The sequence below is a fragment of the Jidongwangia harbinensis genome (assembly GCF_020216025.1).
GTDB lineage: Bacteria > Actinomycetota > Actinomycetes > Mycobacteriales > Micromonosporaceae > Actinoplanes > Actinoplanes harbinensis.
Map to the genome: position 1 here is coordinate 1 of NZ_JAIWNC010000004.1, position 18,497 is coordinate 18,497.

An 18,497-nucleotide genomic window follows, 5' to 3' on the forward strand; every position below is an offset into this window, starting at 1 on the left:
GGAATCTCGAGCGGAGGCATCCCGATTACTACGTCGCCCGCCTGTGGGAGGACGTCATCGGGCTGCGTTGGGCGCTGCAAGAGCCTGTGCCTGAGGACTTGGTCCCGTTTGTCGATGGGACCTTTCTGCCCCGCGGGTTCCCGGATGAAGACGACGTCGGTGACGACGTGGACGCTGCCTTTGAGATCCAGAGCGACTACGCCTTGGATCTCGGCTATCTGACGGATGCCCCGGACCTTCGCTGCTGGCGGCATGCCGTCGGCGGCGCGGACTTGGTGACGCTTCGCCAGCAGATTGAGTCGGCGAGGCGCGGTACGTTCGAGGGGCCGAACCGGTTGGATGCCACTATGCCGGCGACGGAATTCTTCGCAGCGGTCGAAGACTTCGATCGTCGATTCATCAGGGCGATGGGCGATCGGGTCTCCGAGCTGGAACACAGCGGGCCGCCGCCCGGTGTCGATCTGGATGTGCGGCAGCTGCGAGCAGAGCACGAGCAGCGCAGTGGCTGGCTCGCGCAACGTTTGATCGTGCGTCGCGATGTCAACTGGGTGAAGGTGCGCGCCGGTGCGGCCAAGGTGCGCTCATGGCGGCCACTGACCCAGGACGACGGCGACTGACGACGTCGACGACGACGATCCGATTCCGGCTAATCGCGTGCGCTGGTGACGACACATGCCCCGAAAAGTGACAGCCGCCGGCCGGTCGGCGCGCTTACAGCGGCAGATGAGGACGGCTCCGGCAATTTATGTCAGGTGAGTCGCCAGTCCTGAGTTTGTGTGGCTGAGCCCGGGTGGAGGCTTAGCCGGAACCGGGTGATCTCAATATCACCTTTGATTTCGAAGACGACGACGCGGCCGTTCCACGACTCCGGGTGGAGGGTGGAGGCAGGGTGTAGCTGACGCCCGTCGGTCATTTCCTCATTACGCGGGTAGGTGTGGCCTGCCTTGTCGACGAGCCAGGTGTGCTTCTCGATATCGCCCAGGAAGGGGACTCCGCCCGTGTTCTTGACGAGCACGTGGATCGCGACCAGACGGTAGCCGAGCCTGAGTGGGAGTTCCGGGGCGCTCGGGTTGTTCGGGTCTCTGGCCGGCGCCGCGTTGTCGACGCGGACGACGGTCAATTTCATGTCCTCGCCGGAGTCGCCGTGCAGCATCACGCTGCCGTTGGGCGGAAGGACACTGCCGGCGCGGACCGACGCCGGCGGGGTCGTGCTCGGCGCGATGGTAGGTAGCGTCCGCGAGGTGGGCGTCGTGGTAGGTGGAGTCCCAGTCGATGTTGCTCGCGGCGCCCAGTCGTGGACATTCGAACTCGCGGCAGTAGTGCGGGCCGTGGTGTCGACGTTCGCCGGTCGGTGGAGGGTAGCCGTGAGGACGCCGAGGACGAACGCGACGGTCAGGGCGACAGACACGATGAGATCGCCGCGATCAGCGTCCAGCGCGAAGTGCTGCCCACGACACCTCGTTCGGCGCTGCGGCCGCGGACTTGAGGCAAACGCCGGTTTGGCGCCCACTGTCATATCTGTCCTGACCTAAGAACCTCATCAGGTACGTACGCCGCCACGGCGGCATGAGAGCGCGGTCCCGTTTCCACGAGGAACCGGCTCGGTCAGGTAGACCGCTGCGGCTGTCACGAAATGTCGGTTTCCCATTGCATACTGTCGTCATGCGCAGCTGGGTGACGGACCTGCTCGCTGCGTGGCGTGGCGAACGCATCGTTCTTTCCTCCCGGATGCCTGTCGAGGTGGCCTGCCGATGGCTGTCCGGAAATTCGGCCTCCGGAGCCGGTGACGTCATCCGGCGATCAGCCGCGAAGCTGAATACCAGAAGCGCATGGCGGCCGGTGCTGAGAGGTCGGCTCTTCCCGGCCGACTCCGGTTCGAGGTTCGTCGGAGTGCTGGGCTGGGACCCGGCCCTCAAGGTGCTGACTTGCTGCCTGTTCGGGGCGTTCGCCGTGCTGCTTCTCACGGGCTCCACGGTCGCTGCCGTTTCGGCGGCGCATGGGGGATGGCGGGCGGCTGGGCCGGGCCTGGCTATGGCCGGCCTCGGTCTGTTCGGAGGGCTCACCAATCGAACGGTTACCCCTTGTAGCAAGAAGTCTTCATCTTGTTGATTCACCGAAACGCCGACCACTGAGATGAGGCTTTCGGCATCGGGGATCCGACGGGCACTCGTGAGCATTTGAACGGCGAACGAGATTCCTCGCACGGCCGCCCTATTCAGATATGTTGCACTGTCAACCACGAGGTCGGACAATGAACCGTAAACATCATTCACCTCATATTCGTAAGAGCCGACCTCCTGTGGATCAATTTCGGTACGCCATCCGGTACCCCACAGAGATTTGAGAAGAATTGTCCCTCGAGGTCCAACTACCCATCCACCCTGCGCCACCTCCTTCAGATCGGATGGGAAATCGGTTTCTAGTTTCCCAGAACCGGGCTTCAACACTTCTGACATGTGCGCATTCATTTTCACGGTCGTGTATTTCCTAGATAATGGTAGGCCCTATTGATGGCGCCTTGGGGGACTTGGCTCGCTAGTCTCGGAGAAGCACTCCTCCTTCTCGGAAATCCACTTACCCGTGTCCTGATGGTAGAAATACTTGCCCGAGGCGCCACGCCCCATAGGTTGTAGGTGAATGTTTGCCCCAAGCCGACCTGGAGTTTGGTTCTCGACATCGATCCGGAAGCGGCCATTCCTGTCCTTGTGGACCGTGTGGCTGTTGACTTTCGGAGCATCAGCGCTACTTGTGAGGCGAGCGGCCACCGGACACGAGTTGTGAACAAGGACGGGCATGTCGCCGGTCAGCGCATAGTACGTGTGAATTTCGTCGATGGTGAGGTTGTATGCAGCACCGCGCCGGGGAGAAAGCTTGTTGATGTCGTCTACATGGCCGTGTTCACCGTTGGGGGTGCGTAGGAGGTCGCTGGGGCTGAGTTGGTCGGCACGCTGCCAGGCCCCGGCAAAGTCGTCAGTTGATGCCGAGCAGGGCGAGTGCGCGGATGCTGTCGCGGGCGTGATGGCGGTTGGCGGCGGCGATGTTGGTGGCGCCGGCGAGGCGTAGGGCGCCGATGGCGGCGTTGCGCAGGGCGGCCATGACCTGCTGTCCGGTGCCGGTACGCATCTGGGAACGGTCCTCGTCGTAGGTAACGTCGCGAACCCAGTGGATTTGTTCTCGATGGACCAGTGCCCGCGGATCCACGCGGCGAGCTGGGCCGGTTTGGCCTGCTGGACCTGTAGATCGGTGATGGCGTAGACGGTGTCGGTGGTGAAGCGTTTCGGCTGGTCGAGGCGTCGGCGGCGGTGTCGGACCTGCAGGGCCTGGGCGGCGTGCGGGAAGTCGATGCCAGTGGGGACTGTCAGGATCTTGCACGTGCGGATCTCGCGGCGGCCGTGCCCGCGGTCGTCGTCGCGGGCAGCGTCCGGGACCGCCTTCCAGGGTGGCCGCCCACACCGGTTCTCGTCTTCCTCGACGCGGCGGGTTCCGTGCTGCTTATCGTGGCGCCCGCCGCCCTTGCCTGGGCCGCTCCACCGAACACAATCTCCTCCCGCGGCCCGCTGACACGCCGCTCGAGTCGAACAGTGTGGGAGTCACCCCGTTGCCAGCGATCACCGTCGAGCTGAGAAACGCTGATCCGGACCTGACGGCGTTGCTGGCCGAGTTCGTGGCCGGCCAAGGGTGGAAACCAGGCGGGCTACCCGCCACGATCCTCGTCGAGACACGCACGCAGTGCGACACGATCGGAGCGGCCCTGGCCGAGTTCGTGGCGGCGCACCCGGGACCCTACGAGATGGTGGTGGACGGGCCGGCGGCCATGTGTGAAATCTTCCAACTGCACACGGTCGATAACACGAACGCGATCGTCGGAGCGCTCGCCGCGTCCTCGGGACTGCTGTGAAGACCGTGCCAGGGCAGACCCTCACCGACGTCCACGCTGACGAATCCGACCCGTTCATCATCGGTCTACGGGAGAACACCACCCCGCAAGCGTGGAGCCTGATGCTGATCGAGGCGGAACAAGACCCTGACGACCAAGACCTCGACCTCAACATGGACTCCTACGCTCTGCTGACCTACCCCGGACAGGCAACTACCTACGGCGGCGTCCTGGAATGCGAATTACGCGATACGTCGTTACGGCTACGGCTCACCGACAGCGCCGCCCTGGCCCTCGAGATGCCACCCGACACAACGTTCCCACTCGACCTGAGCCCGGGAGCACACGGCCACACTGCGCCGCGGCCTGCGCCGCGTCTTCAACTCCGGACAGACCACGCAGCGGCCACGACAGAGCGGACTCTGACGATCCGTACACCGCCGCGTCGTACCCAACGCCCGCGAGCACTCTCGGCGGCGGAAGCGGACACCGCTGTCGAGGTGTCAAAGTGACCACAGGATCGAGTTGTGTGCTGACATGCTGTTCGCGTGGATCACCGAGATGATCAGGATTCGGATGTCCGGCAACTACTTAACGAGTTGTGTGTACGCCTTGGCTTTTGCCTACCGCCTGACGAGATCCAACGGCTGGATCAGTCACCTCCGAGGGACGTCGACAGCTTCACAGATGCGGTATTCGAAGCTGAGGGCATGGGCGACATGAGCTACACAGACCTCCGCCGGCAGGTGCGTGAGGTCGTCGTTCGGCACATAAGGCACTGGGCAGAGGCCAGACCCGGAGGCTGAGCCGCTGGACCGTAGCCGCGCGGTCAGCGGCCATGAGAGGATCCAGGGCTGCTGCCCGGGAAGCCTTTCGCGGATGCAAACGGCTGCTTTGAGAGGTGACGATCGTGTGGGTCGAACTGGCCGCCACGGCCTATCCGGAGGCCGAGTTTGCCCCGCCGGCAAGCACAGAGGCAATCAATGACATTGAGCGGAGGCTAGGCGATTCGGTCCCCGCCGACCTGCGGGCGCTGCTGTTGGAAACGGATGGCGTACTTGGCGAGTGGGCGTTAGACGTCGTGTGGACAGCGCAGCGTATCGCCGAAGACAACGCACAGTTCAGAACAGACCCCTCGTTCGCCGAGCTGTACCAGCCATTCGACGGCCTGCTGTTCTTCGGCGACAACGGGGGCGGCGACCAGTTCGCCTTCGTTGCGGATGATCTACGAGCTGGTGTGATGGTGTGGGAACACGAAACGGACACCCGGCGCAAGGTCGCTGACAGCCTCGCGGACTACCTCGGGCAGATTCTGACTTCCGAGAGCGACGAATGGTACGAGCAACGGTGATCAACCGTCATAGCCCAGTCTGGTAGTCCGCACGCTCTCCTCGGCAGATCAGTAAGCAGGGTCTTGTTCTTTCGGCTGTGTTCGGTGACGCGGGGCGCGGCCGGACGCCGGCACTGCGGAGGCGGCAGTGCTACAAGGGAGCGGATTAGGCCGGGGGTGCGCTCGCACGGTCCGCGCGTTGGGCTTTCCGCTCGCGTTGCGGCAGGACTTCCAACCGGTCCGACGCCAGTGCTGTGAGCAGCCCTCTCCTGACCCTGTGAAGATCCATCCGGTCGGCCGGCGGCACTGAGGCGGGCCACGTGGTCGTAGCGGAACCGGCGCGGCAGGACTGCCTGCACGATCACGACACCCCGAGCATGATCCGTCGGCTACCCATCGGTCATCGCCGCCGGCTGTCCCGGGACGGCCTCGTGAACCGGATGTCCCGCACGACTGACAGGCTGCCCGCCGCCGGCCGCAGCCATCACCACACTGCGGTCGACACCGACATCCCCTCGCCTCCGGATCCACGGCGCCCGCCGCCGCCACCGGACACTCCCGGGTCATGGCGACGCGACCCTGCGCGGCATCCGCAGACGGCTCGCCCCGTGCCGGCCACCGCACCAGGGCACAGACCTGCACGGCCCCGTAGTAGCCCTCACCGGGACACCGAACACCGCGCAGACGTAACGCACAGTAGCCGGGGCGACCGCGGGTCCGGCCCTGCTTTCGCGAGACGAAAGTCCGTAGTCGGATCCGATTCGGCGCATTTGCCGCCGAAGCTATGCCTGCCATCCCTGCTCTGAACGCACCTACGCCGGACCGCCGCAGTCAGCGCATTCACCAACCGCTTCTCCGGGTACGGTGGCGGCCCGACGGGCGTCCTGTTCGCCGCCCGTCGCGGCGAGCATGACGGCCCGCTCCGAAGGGTCGAGCGGGGCCGTCGCGCCCAGTCGGGGGCCGTGCCCCGTCAGGTGGTCTTGGCGCCCAGAAGGTCGACCTTGGTGATGACCGGGGCCGAACTCAGCATGGTCTCCGCGGAGCCCATCAGCGCGGCGGCGATCTTGCCCTCCAGGTGGCTCTGCCGGCCCTGCTCGTCGTCGAAGGTGTCGAACACCCCGAACGTCGTCGCGTTCTGCCGGAACGAGTACCAGGTCACGGTGCCGGGCTCGTCCTCGGCCAGCTCCACCGCGCCGCGCAGCATCGCCTCGACCTCGTCGGCGTGCTCCGGCTTGGCCTCGATGTACGCCAGCAGACCGATCTTCATGGTGTCTCTCCCTGTCGGGGAACTGCCGGCTCGTTCCGGCTGACATGAACCTATGGCGCCCCGATCGAGGGCGTCAGTGGCGGAAGCGCCATCCCTGATAGCGTTTCCGACATGAGGATCGCCGTTCTCGTGTACGACGGGGTGTTCGACTCGGGGCTGTCGGCGGTCCTCGACGTGCTGGACGCTGCCAACGCGATGGGCGAGGAAGCCGCCTCGATGGGGGTGGATCTGCCCGACGCGCCGCGGTGGGACGTAACAACGGTCGGCTTCCAGCCACACGTGCGCACCGGCGCGGGGCATCTCGTGACGGCATCGCCCGTCGCCGACGCCGACGCGGCGGACCTCCTCATCGTCCCGGCACTGGCCGAGCGACGCCCCTCGGCCCTGCTCGACCAGGTCGCCGGCGAGCGGACCCGGCCCGTACGCGAGGCGATCGCCCGGCAACGCGACCGGGGCACGGCCGTCGCCTCGGCGTGCACCGGCACCTTCCTGCTGGCCGCGACCGGCATCCTCGACGGCCTGGAGGCGACCACCACGTGGTGGCTGGCGCCGATCCTGCGGGCGCGCCACCCGAAGATCCGGGTCGACCAGGACCGGATGCTCATCACCTCGGACCGGGTCACCACCGCCGGGGCGGCGTTCGGCCACGTCGACCTGGCCCTGGCGATCGTGCGCGACCTCAGCCCGATGCTGGCCGACCTGGTGGCCCGCTACCTGGTGATCGACGACCGCCCGTCGCAGTCCGCGTACATCATCCCCAGCGCCCTGGCCCAGAACGATCCGGTGGTGGCAGCCTTCGAACGCTGGGTCAGGGAACGCCTGACCGGCCCGATCAGCATCCCCGACGCGGCCGACGCGATCGGGGTCAGCAACCGCACCCTCCAGCGCAGCGTGCAACGCACGGTCGGCACCTCACCGATCCGCTTCGTGCAGGACCTGCGGGTCGAGCAGGCCACCCACCTGCTGCGGACCACCGAACTGTCGCTGGAGACGATCGCCCGCCGGGTGGGCTACGAGCACCCGAACACTTTGCGGGTGCTGCTGCGGGAACGTACCGGCCAGACCACGACCACCCTCCGCGGAGTCTGACGCGGCGGCCCTGGCAGCGCGCCGAGGTAATCGCGGGGGCTCGAGCCGGGGTGGCTGGGCAGCGCCCAGGCAAAAGTCATCAGGTGATTCCGAGCAGGGCGAGCGGGCGGCCTTTGGTCGTGGCTGGCCGGGCAGCCGAGGTACAAACCGCTGATCAATGCGTACGGGTGGGTCCCGGCGGACGTCTACACCGTCGCCCACCAGTACCTGCGCGGCCAGACCGACCGGGACCCGCTCCGGCTCTCTCCACGCCACCGCGGCGGCCGAGCACCGCGCCCTGTCCGAACAGGGAGTTGTATCCCTGGCCGGCCAGTTCCTCACGGCATTGCTCGAGCCGTGGAACTCGACGGACAGGTCCGCCACGGGCGCGATGCGCGCTGATGGTGTCAAGGCAGTCCGCCGACGGTTGTACGCGTGGTCGAGCTGCAAAAGACCGGCCTGACTCGGCCGGATGGCATTGGCACAGCTGGAAATAGTCCCTCGCCTCCGATCATGAACCACCGATCGCCAGGCCAACCCGCACGGAAAGCGGCTACCTATTTGCTGGTCGTACGACCGCAGCCGGCCAGGCTTGGTCGAGGTGACCGGTTGGATCGCTCGCTCGCGGCCGTCCACCGCAGGTATCGGTGTGACTTTTCATCTGGCATGCGCCTGCCGGTCACCGCGGCGCGGAGTGGCTCAAGAGGGGTATGCCCAGCTCAAAGTAGCGCTGCCCTCCCGTCGGCCCATCGTCGGATCGAGGGATCGTGCCTTGCCGACATCGAGCGGTGGGGCCGCGCCCCCGCGAACGGGAAGGCGCGGCCCCACTGACGACGGGCTTAGCGGGCGTTGCAGAGGGCGTGGTCGAGCAGTTCGGTGGCCACGTCCACGGTGGGCAGTTGCACTCCGGCGTCCGGGTTGAGCGAGTCGGTGTTGATCGACACCGTGACGCTGCGCGAGCCGTCCGGGGTGACGCCGTTGCGGGTCATGAAGCCGGGGATGTCGCCGCCGTGGGCCCAGAAGCCGCCGCACGAGTTCGTCCCCCACAGGATGCCCAGGCCGTACCGGGCGCCGGGGTACCTGGCCCGCACGGCGTCGCTGGTCTCCACGGTGCGCAGCATCTCGGCGAGCTGGGCACGCTTGAGTACCTTGCCGCTCATCAGTGCCCGCATGAACTTGTTGGCGTCGTCCGTGGTGCTGATCATCTCACCGGCAGCGTCGGCCATGGAGGGGTTCACCACCGTCGCGTCGAGGCCGTAACGGGGATCCGGGTTGCCGGCCGTTCCGGGGAACCGCTGGTAGCCCACCGCGTGCGGGAGCGGGATCGTCGGCTTGGTGCCGGGCAGGGACGTGTCGTGCAGGTGCAGCGGCTTGACGATCCGCCTCCGCACCTCCTGCTGCCAGCTGCGACCGGTGACCTTCTCGATGACCATCCCGGCCACGACGTAGTTGGTGTTGGAGTAGTCCCACTTGCTACCCGGCGCGAACCCGGACGGGAACTTCATGGACAGGTTGACGAGGTCGACGTCGGTGTAGGTGCGGAACCGGGTGTTCAGGAAGCCCTCGGCGGTGTCCGAGTCGGTCACGCCCATGAAGTACTCCGGCAGGCCGCTGGTGTGCTGCAGAAGCTGCCGCACGGTGATCTTCCGCCCGTCGTTGCCCTTGCTCCGGATCAGGCCGGGCAGGAACCGCTCGACCTTGTCGTCCAGCGACAACTTTCGTTCGCCGACGAGCTGCAGCACGGTCGCCGCCACGAACGTCTTGGTGTAGCTACCGATCCGGAACTTCGCGTCCCACGGCACCGGAGTGCGCTTGGCGACGTTGCCGTACCCGCTGCGCACCCGCACGTCGCCGCGCGGCGTATCCAATTCGACCAGCACGCCCGGCGCTCCGTATTTCCGCAGTGCGTCGGCGTCGGCCTGCAGGGTCGCGGTCAGGCTCGACCGGAACTCGACCGGCGCCGGCAGGTCGCCGGTCCTGGCCTGGGCGACCCCGACGCCGACCATGGCGGTTCCGGCCACCGTCGCCGCGATGATGACTGCCATAGGTGATTTCCTCATGCCGATGACGCTAGAGAGATCACTGGGGGAAAACGTCCCCACGGAGTGGACAGTCGGCCGTCCCTCGCTCGGGGGACAAGCTCCCGGAGCCGCTAGTGAGACGCCATGCGATTCAGCAGCTCGCGCAGCAGTAGCCGTTCGCCGGGGGTGAGACCGCCGGGCACGTCCCGATCCGGGGCGGCGAGGGTGGTGGCCAGCGCGACGGCGTTCGCGCGGAGATCACCGGCGGCGGGATTCGCCTTGGTGCTGAGGATGCGGTCGAGCACCGCGTCGCGCAGCACCGATGAGTCGAAGTTGTCCCGATCGGCCTGCGGTAGCGAGAGCGCGTGGAGCACTGCGCCCATACCGGCCGCGTGGATGGTGGACACTGCCTGCTCGACCGGCACCACGAGCAGGCCGGCCTGGGCGACGTGGACCATGAGCCGCCGCAGGACCGACAATGCCGTCGCGGCAGCCGTGTTCTGCCGGTCCGGGCGATTCTCTCGGTAACTGAAGATCAAAACGTAGACCGCCGGGTTCTCGATGCCGAACCGAACATGGAGATCCCAACCCGAACGCAGGGCGCTGACCGGATCGCCGCCGTCGGGCAGTACCTGTTTCTGCTCGAGATAGCGGGCGAACGTCTCTTCGGCCACGACGTCGAGCAGGCCCTGCATGTCCCCGAAGGCGCGGTAGATGGCCGCCGGTTGAACGTTGGCCGCCGCGCTGACGGCTCTGGTGGACACGGCATCGCGACCGCCCGCTGCCAGCAGATCGACGGCAGCCCGGCGGATGCGATCACGGGAGGCATCGGACGACGGCACGGATGAACGCTATCACATCACTGATGTCGTCTCGCGCGACATCAGTGTTGCCACGATTCTCGATCCGTGCTTACATCGGTGATGTCAGACGAAGCGACATCAGCGATACCGCGAAGGAGTGCCGCAGCATGACCGACCCGACCTCACCCCCGGAAGAACAGATCGCGAAGACCCTGCAGACCCTGGCCGAGAGCTTCCGCACCTGGACGCGAGCCCCGATTTTTCATCGCCCCGACGAGGTCGCTCTCGAGTACGAGGACGTCACCTTTCCCTCGGAGGACGGCACGCCGCTGGAAGGCTGGTTCATCCCCGCCGCCGGATCCGACAAGATCGTCATCGCCAACCACCCGCGCTGGTTCAACCGCGCCGGGCTCCCCTCCCACCTGGAACCGTGGAAGTCTCTCGGCGGTGCCGCGGGCAACGACTTCGAGGTCAACTTCGTGCCCGACTATCGGATCCTGCACGACGCCGGCTACCACGTCCTCGCCTACGACCTGCGCAACTTCGGTCAGAGCGGCGAGGCCAACGGCGGCCTCTTCACCGTCGGACGGTTCGAATCCCGGGACGTCATCGGCTCACTGGACTACGTACGCGGTCGCGCCGACACCAAGGACCTGACGATCGGCCTGTTCAGCCGCTGCGTCGGCGCCAACTCGACCATGTTCGCGATGACCCGGCGGCCCGACGTCTTCGACGGCGTGCGCTGCATGGTCGCCCCGCAGCCACTCTCCCCCGGCGTGTCCCTCGGGCGCGCACTGGAACGCTTCGGCATTCCGCAGCGCTACCTGGACGACCTGGACGAGCGGATCCGGCTGATTACCAGCTTCCGGCTGAGCGAACTCTCCCCGGTGCCGTGGGCGAAGAACGTGACCGTTCCGACGTTCCTGTACCAGGTTCGCGACGACGTCTACACCCGGCCGGACGACGTGCAGTCCATGTACGACAACCTACCCACCGAGAAGGAGCTCCTCTGGATCGACGGCACCACCCGACGCTGGGACGGCTACACCTACTTTCAGAAGGATCCCGCTCCCATGCTCGAATGGTTCGACCGCTACATGAAATGACCGGTGCGGGGAGGCCGGCGGCGGTCACGTCGGTAGCCGGCGGCTTCTCCACCGCCGGCCGAGGGTGTCTGCGCTTCAGGAGCTCTTGCGGCGCGCCTTGGCCAGCGCGCGTTCCAGGGTTTCCAGGGCTGCCAGCAGGCCGTCTTCGCCGTCTTGGCCGAGCGTCGAGACGGTCAGGGCCTCGAGTTGCTCCCAGATTTCGGCGAGGCGGGGTTGCAGCGTCCGGCCGGCCGGGGTGAGCGAAACAATCATCGCTCGCTTGTCGCGTTCGTCCGGACGCCGGCTCACCAGCCCGGCATCCTCCATGCGCCGGATGCTGCGGGACAGGGTGGAGTGGTCCAGCCCGATCGACTGTTGCAGCGTCGTCTGGATCTGGTCGTCCCGGTCGAAGAGCCGCATGAGGATCAGCTCCTGCCCGGGATAGAGGTCGAGCGTCAGAAGCTGCTCGGCGACCAGGCCGTGCAGGGTTCGCGACAAAGCGAGCAGGCTCAACGTCAGCGGCGCCGGTCGCAACAGGCTCGGCTTGTCCGTCAGCAGCCTCGACAGGTCTTCGGGCACGAGCCCTCCTCGATCGCTTAGTTGATCTTGCCGTGTGATGACCACCACGTTGAGTTATGTGGCTAGACAACAAATACTGTGGCTAGACACATAACTACGGAGAGGCTATCTCATGAAGGCGATCCAGATGAGCGCCACCGGCGGTCCTGACGTTCTCGAGCAGGTCGACCTGCCGGTTCCGCGTCCCGCCGCGGGCGACGTACTGATTCGCGTGGAAGCGGCCGGCGTCAACTTCATGGACCTCATGCGACGCAAGGGAATGCCGTTCGACATCCCGACACCGCTACCGTTCGTCCCGGGTGCCGAGGTGGCGGGCACCGTCACCGCGCTCGGCGGCGGTGTGGAGACAGTCGCGGTGGGCGACCGCGTCTTCGGGCTCTCCGGAGTCCTGGCAGACGGCGGTTGGGCCGAGCTCACGACGGCGAAGGCGACCGGCCTGTTCCCGATCCCGCCGGGCCTGAGCGCGCAGCGAGCGGCCGGTCTCACCGTGGTCGGTGTGGCCGCCGCCGTCATGCTGATCGAAGCGGCCAAGCTGACCGAAGGGGAGACGGTATTTGTGCCGGCGGCGGCGGGCGGCCTGGGCGGCTTCGCCGTACAGATCGCCAAAGTGCTCGGCGCCACCGTCATTGCCGGAGCGGGCACCGAGGAGAAGCGACGGATCGCCCTCGAGTTGGGCGCCGACCACGCGGTGGACTACCGCGGGGACGGCTGGCCGCTGGCGGTCCAGCAGATCACCGGCGGCAAGGGCGTCGACGTGGCACTCGAGGCCGTCGGACCGCGGCACCTGGGTGAGACGATCTCGATCCTGGCCCCGTTCGGCCGACTGATCTCCTACGGCAGCCTCGCCGGTTACGACGACACCATCGACCCCGCGGCCCTGGCCAGGGTGCTCTTCAACCCCGCACCGGCACAGACGCTCACCGGGTTCAACGTCACGCACTGGCTGACCCAGCGCCCCCAGGCCGCGTTCGCAGCGGCCGGGCGACTACTGACCTGGCTCGCCGAAGGCAAGCTGACCGGACCCCGCATCACCAGTCTGCCGCTCGCCGACGCGGCGGAGGCACTGTCGCTGCTCGAAAGCGGCAAGAACATCGGCAAGGTCGTCCTCATCCCCTGACCCGGGTCGTCATCGGACGCTCACGACGGTACGTGGGCGACGGTTACGCACCGCGCATCCAGCGTCGGATAGCGCCAACCGCGCACGTGCACTGTTTCTGCCGTTGCGACACGAGGTCGCACTTTGCGAGTGGACTCGCAGTTAGGAGGGCCGACATGACGTCGGCAGCGTAGTTCCGGGCGCGTGCTCGATGCCTGGCCCCGCCCTTGGCGTGCGTTGCTGGTGACGGCAGGGGTGCGAAGCCCGAGGGGAAAGCCAAAGGACTCCCGTCCCATCCGGGGTCACGGGCGAGAGGCAGACCGGACGCACTTATTCTCGGCATATCCGCGTGTTGGTCAGCCCTGTCTGTCAGGGTAAGTTGAGGCCAGCGGCTCATAGCAACTCCGCCGGACAGGGCGAGTTCAGGATCGAGAATCGTTGAATACTGCTGTTGACGTCGTGGCCGTCCAGGATGGGGTCATGAGTCGCAAGAAGGGTCCGCGTGCGGACGGGCCGAGGACACGCCGGTCCTTCACGCCGGTCCTTCACGCCGGGGCAGAAGCTGGAACTGCTGGCCGGCTACGAGCAGGCCGTCGCGGCCGGTGAGGGCGGGGCGTTCCTGCGGCGGGAGGGTTTGTACTCGTCGTTGATGTCGGAGTGGCGCCGGTCCCGGGACGCGGGGCTGTTGCAGGGCAAACCGGCTGGTGAGACGGTCGGGCGGTCCAGCGTGGAGTAGGCCGAGATCGCCCGGTTGCGGCGGGAACTGCAGCTGGCGCAGGCGAAGCTGGCGCGCACGGAGACGGCACTGACGATCATGGGAAAAGCGCAAGAGCTCTTGGAGGACATCTCCCGGAGCGAGCCGGACGGTTCGGACGTCTTCGGGCTCGGCAAGCGCTGATGGACGCCTTCCAGGCGTTGACCGGCGCGGGGACCACGACCCGGGCTGCGGCCGTGATGACCGGCATCTGTCGGTCCAGCGCCGATCGGGACCGCCGCCGGCCGAGCCCGTCACCTTCGCCGCGTTCGGTGCCGGCGAACGCGCTCACCCCGGCCGAACGCGACCGGGTACTGCAGCTGCTGGACAGCCCGTAGTTCGTCGACGCTGCTCCGGCACAGGTCTACGCCGCTCTGCTCGACCAGGGCGTCTACGTCGGCTCGATCGCGACGATGTATCGGATCCTGCGGGAGCACCGGCAGATCCGTGAACGTCGCCGGCTGGCCCGGCATCCGGCGCGTGCTCGTCCGGAGTTGGTCGCTACCGGGCCGCGGCAGGTGTTCAGCTGGGACATCACGAAGCTGGCCGGCCCGGTGAAGGGCTCCTACTTCGACGCCTACGTGATGATCGACGTCTACTCCCGCTACATCCTCGGCGTCCGGGTGCACGCCCGTGAGTCCGGCCCGCTCGCGGCGTCGATGATGCGGGAGGTGTTCGATGTCCACGGCATCCCGCATGTGGTCCACGGCGACCGGGGCACGTCGATGACCTCGAAATCGGTGGCGGACCTGCTCGAGGACCTGACCGTGACCCGGTCGCACTCGAGGCCGAAGGTGTCCAACGACAATCCGTACAGCGAGGCCTGGTTCAAGACGTTGAAGTACGCGCCGGTCTTCCCGGACAGGTTCGCGTCCCTCACGGACGCGCGGGTGTTCATGACCGGCTTCGTGACCTGGTACAACAACTGCCACCGCATTCCGGAATCGGCCTGCACACCCCCGCCGAGGTTCACCACGGGCGCCACCACACGGTCCGAGCCGGCCGCGAGGACACCCTCGCCGCGGCCCGCGCAGCTCACCCGGAACGCTTCGGCACCGACCGGCTCCTACCCAAGATCCTCTCGTCACGGCCGGAACATGGTTGGCGGCCCGGATCGACTGTGTGTCCAAGATGATCGCGGACCGGTCCTCCCGGCGGCCTACCTTCTCCCCGGCCTGGCAGCGCAGCAGGTCATGGATCGCCTGGTCGGTGCCGTCGTCGCGCCACAACGCGAAGTAGTAGTACGTCGCGGATTTCGGCGGCAGGTCATGCGGCAGATACGCCCACTGACAACCGGTCCGGTTCTGATAGAAGATCGAGTTCAGGATCTCCCGCAACGAGTAGCGGCCCTGGTGCCCCGACACCGACGGATGCTTCGCTTTCCACGCGTCCAGGAACGGGCCCACCACTGCCCACTGCTCGTCGGTGAGGTCACTCGGATACGCCTTCCGCTCGCCCATGACCAGCTCAACCCGCACACCTGCCAGCAGGGCATCGGCGCAGCTCAAAGGTCACGACATCGAGCGATGACGAACTACGGAAACCTCACAAACCGCCCTCTGAAATCTCCGCCCTGCGGTAACACCGATATCCGCCGGGCTCGATCGGCTCGCGATGGGGCGCCGCAAGGCGTTGCTGTCCGGTCGGGTGGGACTCGGCGGCCAGATCAGTACGAGTAGAGGTTATAGAAAACACGTGCCACTGCGTTGGCAGAGGCTTAACCGTGTCGAGCTAGAGGGGAAAGCCGGACCTTCCCATCTCTGATTCAGTAAGGTGGAGGTAGCGGTAGTCGTGCTCGATATGACCAGGTTGACGAATCGGTGCGCTGGCCACGTTCACTGCTAGGCCACTGACGACGGCAAGTGTTGCTACACCGACACCGAAGCCGGGAACATCGAGAAGCTCGCCTGCATACTCGGCCGCAACTGCTACCGTCACCAGCGCTCCTTTGCGAAGCGACAAGGGGACACCGGATTCTTTGCCGTACCGGGCGATTTGCTCTCTGGCGTGGTTCAGCCGGCGCTCAACGCGTGTGTAAGCGTCCTGCGGGTAGAGGCCTTGGAGAGTCCCGAGGAATTCCATGATTGCATTCATCATCTCCGACCGTGCCTGATCGTGGCGCTGGCGAAACTCCCACAGACTACTTATTTCGACCCCCGGACCCGGGACTGGCAGGAGCGGCCCGATGTCGACCCTCCAGCCGTGAGAGATTTCGCGTCCTGCAACCGGATCCGCGTTCATCCGAAAGGCGGCTGCGATGTCCGTATGAGGGTGTAGCCCGTCGGGCCCTTCGCTACCATGCCTCCGGTTATTATCTGCCGCAACCTGAGCCGCAATGATGCTAATTAGGAGGTGCATCAGTTGCGGTGAGCCGTAGAGTCGCCAAGGCGAGTCCGGGTGCCGGGCAGCGTATCCCCGCGATATCAACATCTCCACCACGCTATCCTCCAATTTCCCGGTATGAAGCATGGTTTTGGAGTCGAGGGCTGGCGGCTGTTGTGGGATCAGGGCTGCTTCACCTATCTCCCGGACCGCGTGTTCCAGTTCCGAGCTGATCACACCTTCCGCCAGCACGTCGTTGAAATGGTCATACGGTTGGATCGGCGTATAGAATTCTCGGTCCCTCATTGCCAACATCTCGGGCTCTAGCCGCGACTCCCACCCTGGGGCGACAACGGTGCGCAGCCCATCCCAGTAGAGCACTGCTCGCTGAATTACAGGGGTCGGTGCGGCGGCGAGGGGATAGTAAAGCATGCTTGGCATCGCAGACCTCCTACTCGGCATGATTCGAGGCGGCTAAGATTACCTCACTGCCGAGCAGTTAAGCGTCAGTTTACCGACCGCACCCCCTACCCAGCCGTTAAGTTCGGTGCCGCAATCGAGCGCAATCATCTCGGCTAGTTGAGTGATTTCTGGACACCTGAGTTCGGTCGGTCCGAGTGCCAACCGTCGTCCGGCGGCCGGGGTGCTGACCGAGAGGCCTCGAGCACCATAATCGGGGTTATGGTGCCGGCGGCGCCGCAGTTCGGCCCGGTCCCGCAGCGCGCACTCGGTGAGGCTCGGCCGGCTACGAGCCCGAGGGGCGGGAGGCGCAGAGGGTTACCGGAGACCCAGTCGACGGTGACGGCGACGGCGACGGCGCCATCGAACCGCGGCGGCAAGGACGACGGCGCGGAAATCCTGGTGGATGTCGGCGGCGACTGCGGGACCGACATCATCGAAGGATGGTCCGGATCGCCGCCGCGAAGAGCTTGACGTATCCGTGTTTAGCCCCATGGGTCATACCGCGCGCGATCGATCCCACGGAGTGCCGGTGATGAGCCAGACGTCCGAATCGGAGCACTATCAACGGCGGGTGGCCCCATCTACCGGGCGACGCGCAACAGCGATCCGCCGCGACACGCTCGATCTGCTCGGGTCATCTCGTACGGTGCGCTCGCCTTCGAATCCCAAGGACACGCTGCGGACCCGGCTCGGTGATTTCACGGCCTACCCGCCAGCAGGCACCATTCCTAGCCGTCGGCCCGGTCAAGCCGTCACCCTTAGAAACCCCGGCTGGCGGCGAGCCCGCAACTGCAGCATCGAGCCACGCGGTCAGTTGGCGGTGGCGAGGTTGTAACCAGCTTCGGCTACGGCCTTTTCCGCGTCGGTGATGACGGTGTCCACTGCCGTCGTGTCGGAGTTCCACCAGTCAGCGATGGTGGTCAGTGCCAGCGTCCAGGACAGGTACCGGTCCTTGTTGGAGATACCTTCGAGGGGTACGACCTCGCCGAGTGCCGCTCGCGCGAGGAATTCCGTCTTCATGAGGTCGAGTTCTTGGTAGAAGACGTCGCGGGTGAGTTTGGCCAGCGCGGCGATCTCGCGGACGTCGGGATCGGGGTGCAGATAGATGGGCAGGGCAGTGGCGAACGCCGCCTGGTAAAGGCGAAGCAGGTCGGTGTCGGAGACTTCGTCGACGCGGGCGCGTTCTTCGGGGTCGCGCAGGAGTACGGCGCGTAGCCGTCGACCTGCCAAGGTCGACGGCTGTGGGCTGCGCCCGCGTCGTCCGTGCTTTCGGGCCTTATCGCCGTGATACCCGCGAGGTTCGCGGAGTGCCGCGAGCCGGCTCGGCAGTAGGCCTTCGTCCGGCAGGAGCTGCTGCCGGGTGCGTCGGTGCATGCCGAACGTTAGCGCTGGTGCGTCGGCGGGGCCTGGTGGTGGGGTCTGGACGCTGCGGTATGCCGCGGCGATCTCTCGCTCGGCGTCGGCGAGGAGTTCGTCGGCCTGCTCATCGGTGAGTCGCAGGTCGTCTATCAGGGCGAAGAGCGCGGCGTACATGACCGGACCGGCACGCTCGCCGTCAACGGCCGTGAGTAGCCAGTCTTCGCCGAGCGCGCCGCGAATAACGGCCTCAGCGTCGCGGTGCGTGAATGCCTCGGCCCCGGGGAACGCCGTCAGGAAGCGCCGGACGAAGTGCGTCACGGTTCGGCGGTCATGCTCCCCGAACCTGCGGCGGGCAGCCAGGATGAACGAGACCGGCATGACCTCGTACCACCAGTCGCCCGAGAGTTCGGCGTCACGGATGCGGTGCCATTCGCGCTCGTCGCCGCGTAGCTCGGCGCTGAGCATCCTCGCCTC

General features: G+C 66.3%; 16 protein-coding genes and 2 pseudogenes. 9 read left to right on the top strand and 9 right to left on the bottom strand.

Annotation, left to right across the window (positions count from 1 at the left end):
* Nucleotides 1-617: DUF5984 family protein (locus LDL48_RS06755; protein WP_225254147.1), on the top strand; the 617-nt coding region annotated here is incomplete at its 5' end.
* A 131-nt stretch (nt 618-748) separates the two neighbouring features.
* Here LDL48_RS06755 and LDL48_RS06760 read toward each other — a convergent pair.
* A complete protein-coding gene (locus LDL48_RS06760) occupies nt 749-1,153 on the bottom strand; it encodes a hypothetical protein (RefSeq protein ID WP_225254148.1) in 405 nt (134 codons plus the stop codon).
* A gap of 509 nt (nt 1,154-1,662) precedes the next feature.
* On the opposite strand from LDL48_RS06760, the gene LDL48_RS06765 reads away from it, so the two are divergent.
* Nucleotides 1,663-2,109 carry a hypothetical protein gene (locus LDL48_RS06765; RefSeq protein WP_225254149.1) on the top strand — a complete coding sequence of 149 codons (447 nt, stop codon included), beginning with the start codon at nt 1,663-1,665 and terminating at the stop codon, nt 2,107-2,109.
* 861 nt (nt 2,110-2,970) lie between these two features.
* Here LDL48_RS06765 and LDL48_RS06770 read toward each other — a convergent pair.
* Entirely contained in the window at nt 2,971-3,123 is a 153-nt protein-coding gene (locus LDL48_RS06770) for a hypothetical protein (protein ID WP_225254150.1), read from the bottom strand.
* A gap of 460 nt (nt 3,124-3,583) precedes the next feature.
* On the opposite strand from LDL48_RS06770, the gene LDL48_RS06775 reads away from it, so the two are divergent.
* From LDL48_RS06775 to LDL48_RS06785, 3 genes are all read left to right on the top strand, one after another.
* Nucleotides 3,584-3,898, top strand: coding sequence for a hypothetical protein (locus LDL48_RS06775; RefSeq protein ID WP_225254151.1), 315 nt, complete (start codon nt 3,584-3,586; stop codon nt 3,896-3,898).
* Nucleotides 3,895-4,389 (top strand): Imm10 family immunity protein, encoded by a 495-nt coding sequence (locus tag LDL48_RS06780; RefSeq protein WP_225254152.1) that lies wholly within the window; start codon nt 3,895-3,897, stop codon nt 4,387-4,389. Before LDL48_RS06775 ends, LDL48_RS06780 begins: the two co-directional genes overlap by 4 nt.
* Before the next feature lie 398 nt (nt 4,390-4,787).
* Nucleotides 4,788-5,228, top strand: coding sequence for an SMI1/KNR4 family protein (locus tag LDL48_RS06785; RefSeq protein ID WP_225254153.1), 441 nt, complete (start codon nt 4,788-4,790; stop codon nt 5,226-5,228).
* Nucleotides 5,229-6,177: 949 nt separating this feature from the next.
* Here LDL48_RS06785 and LDL48_RS06790 read toward each other — a convergent pair.
* Nucleotides 6,178-6,474, bottom strand: a complete 297-nt coding sequence (locus LDL48_RS06790) for a putative quinol monooxygenase (protein WP_225254154.1) — start codon at nt 6,472-6,474, stop codon at nt 6,178-6,180.
* A 111-nt stretch (nt 6,475-6,585) separates the two neighbouring features.
* On the opposite strand from LDL48_RS06790, the gene LDL48_RS06795 reads away from it, so the two are divergent.
* On the top strand, nt 6,586-7,563 hold the full coding sequence (locus LDL48_RS06795) for a GlxA family transcriptional regulator (protein WP_225254155.1): 978 nt from the start codon (nt 6,586-6,588) through the stop codon (nt 7,561-7,563).
* Nucleotides 7,564-8,381: 818 nt separating this feature from the next.
* Here the strand turns inward: LDL48_RS06795 and LDL48_RS06800 are convergent.
* Both LDL48_RS06800 and LDL48_RS06805 read right to left on the bottom strand, forming a co-directional pair.
* Complete coding sequence (locus LDL48_RS06800; protein ID WP_225254156.1) at nt 8,382-9,587, bottom strand: serine hydrolase domain-containing protein; 1,206 nt, start codon at nt 9,585-9,587, stop codon at nt 8,382-8,384.
* A 107-nt stretch (nt 9,588-9,694) separates the two neighbouring features.
* Nucleotides 9,695-10,405 carry a TetR/AcrR family transcriptional regulator gene (locus tag LDL48_RS06805; RefSeq protein WP_225254157.1) on the bottom strand — a complete coding sequence of 237 codons (711 nt, stop codon included), beginning with the start codon at nt 10,403-10,405 and terminating at the stop codon, nt 9,695-9,697.
* Nucleotides 10,406-10,428: 23 nt separating this feature from the next.
* Between LDL48_RS06805 and LDL48_RS06810 the strand changes: the two genes are divergently transcribed.
* Nucleotides 10,429-11,472, top strand: a complete 1,044-nt coding sequence (locus tag LDL48_RS06810; protein ID WP_225254158.1) for an alpha/beta hydrolase family protein — start codon at nt 10,429-10,431, stop codon at nt 11,470-11,472.
* 75 nt (nt 11,473-11,547) lie between these two features.
* Here the strand turns inward: LDL48_RS06810 and LDL48_RS06815 are convergent, their stop codons facing one another.
* On the bottom strand, nt 11,548-12,030 hold the full coding sequence (locus LDL48_RS06815) for a MarR family winged helix-turn-helix transcriptional regulator (protein ID WP_225254159.1): 483 nt from the start codon (nt 12,028-12,030) through the stop codon (nt 11,548-11,550).
* A gap of 127 nt (nt 12,031-12,157) precedes the next feature.
* Here LDL48_RS06815 and LDL48_RS06820 point away from each other — a divergent pair, with 127 nt between their 5' ends.
* Complete coding sequence (locus LDL48_RS06820; RefSeq protein WP_225254160.1) at nt 12,158-13,147, top strand: quinone oxidoreductase family protein; 990 nt, start codon at nt 12,158-12,160, stop codon at nt 13,145-13,147.
* A 481-nt stretch (nt 13,148-13,628) separates the two neighbouring features.
* Nucleotides 13,629-15,015: pseudogene (locus LDL48_RS06825) on the top strand (IS3 family transposase).
* Here LDL48_RS06825 and LDL48_RS44410 read toward each other — a convergent pair.
* From LDL48_RS44410 to LDL48_RS06840, 3 genes and pseudogenes are all read right to left on the bottom strand, one after another.
* Nucleotides 14,906-15,340 (bottom strand): annotated as a pseudogene (locus LDL48_RS44410) (transposase); the annotation flags it as partial. The pseudogenes LDL48_RS06825 and LDL48_RS44410 sit on opposite strands and share 110 nt — an antisense overlap.
* Nucleotides 15,341-15,611: 271 nt before the next feature.
* Complete coding sequence (locus LDL48_RS06835; RefSeq protein WP_225254161.1) at nt 15,612-16,643, bottom strand: hypothetical protein; 1,032 nt, start codon at nt 16,641-16,643, stop codon at nt 15,612-15,614.
* 831 nt (nt 16,644-17,474) lie between these two features.
* A complete protein-coding gene (locus tag LDL48_RS06840; protein ID WP_225254162.1) occupies nt 17,475-18,488 on the bottom strand; it encodes a hypothetical protein in 1,014 nt (337 codons plus the stop codon).
* Nucleotides 18,489-18,497 lie beyond the last annotated feature (9 nt).

What these genes read in the sequence shown, in the direction of transcription:
- LDL48_RS06760 (WP_225254148.1), bottom strand. Translation starts at nt 1,153, where the DNA reads ATGCTGCACGGCGACTCCGGCGAGGACATGAAATTGACCGTCGTCCGC.
- LDL48_RS06765 (WP_225254149.1), top strand. Translation starts at nt 1,663, where the DNA reads ATGCGCAGCTGGGTGACGGACCTGCTCGCTGCGTGGCGTGGCGAACGC.
- LDL48_RS06770 (WP_225254150.1), bottom strand. Translation starts at nt 3,123, where the DNA reads ATGCGTACCGGCACCGGACAGCAGGTCATGGCCGCCCTGCGCAACGCC.
- LDL48_RS06790 (WP_225254154.1), bottom strand. Translation starts at nt 6,474, where the DNA reads ATGAAGATCGGTCTGCTGGCGTACATCGAGGCCAAGCCGGAGCACGCC.
- LDL48_RS06795 (WP_225254155.1), top strand. Translation starts at nt 6,586, where the DNA reads ATGAGGATCGCCGTTCTCGTGTACGACGGGGTGTTCGACTCGGGGCTG.
- LDL48_RS06800 (WP_225254156.1), bottom strand. Translation starts at nt 9,587, where the DNA reads ATGGCAGTCATCATCGCGGCGACGGTGGCCGGAACCGCCATGGTCGGC.
- LDL48_RS06810 (WP_225254158.1), top strand. Translation starts at nt 10,429, where the DNA reads ATGTCGTCTCGCGCGACATCAGTGTTGCCACGATTCTCGATCCGTGCT.
- LDL48_RS06820 (WP_225254160.1), top strand. Translation starts at nt 12,158, where the DNA reads ATGAGCGCCACCGGCGGTCCTGACGTTCTCGAGCAGGTCGACCTGCCG.
- LDL48_RS06835 (WP_225254161.1), bottom strand. Translation starts at nt 16,643, where the DNA reads ATGCCAAGCATGCTTTACTATCCCCTCGCCGCCGCACCGACCCCTGTA.
- LDL48_RS06840 (WP_225254162.1), bottom strand. Translation starts at nt 18,488, where the DNA reads ATGCTCAGCGCCGAGCTACGCGGCGACGAGCGCGAATGGCACCGCATC.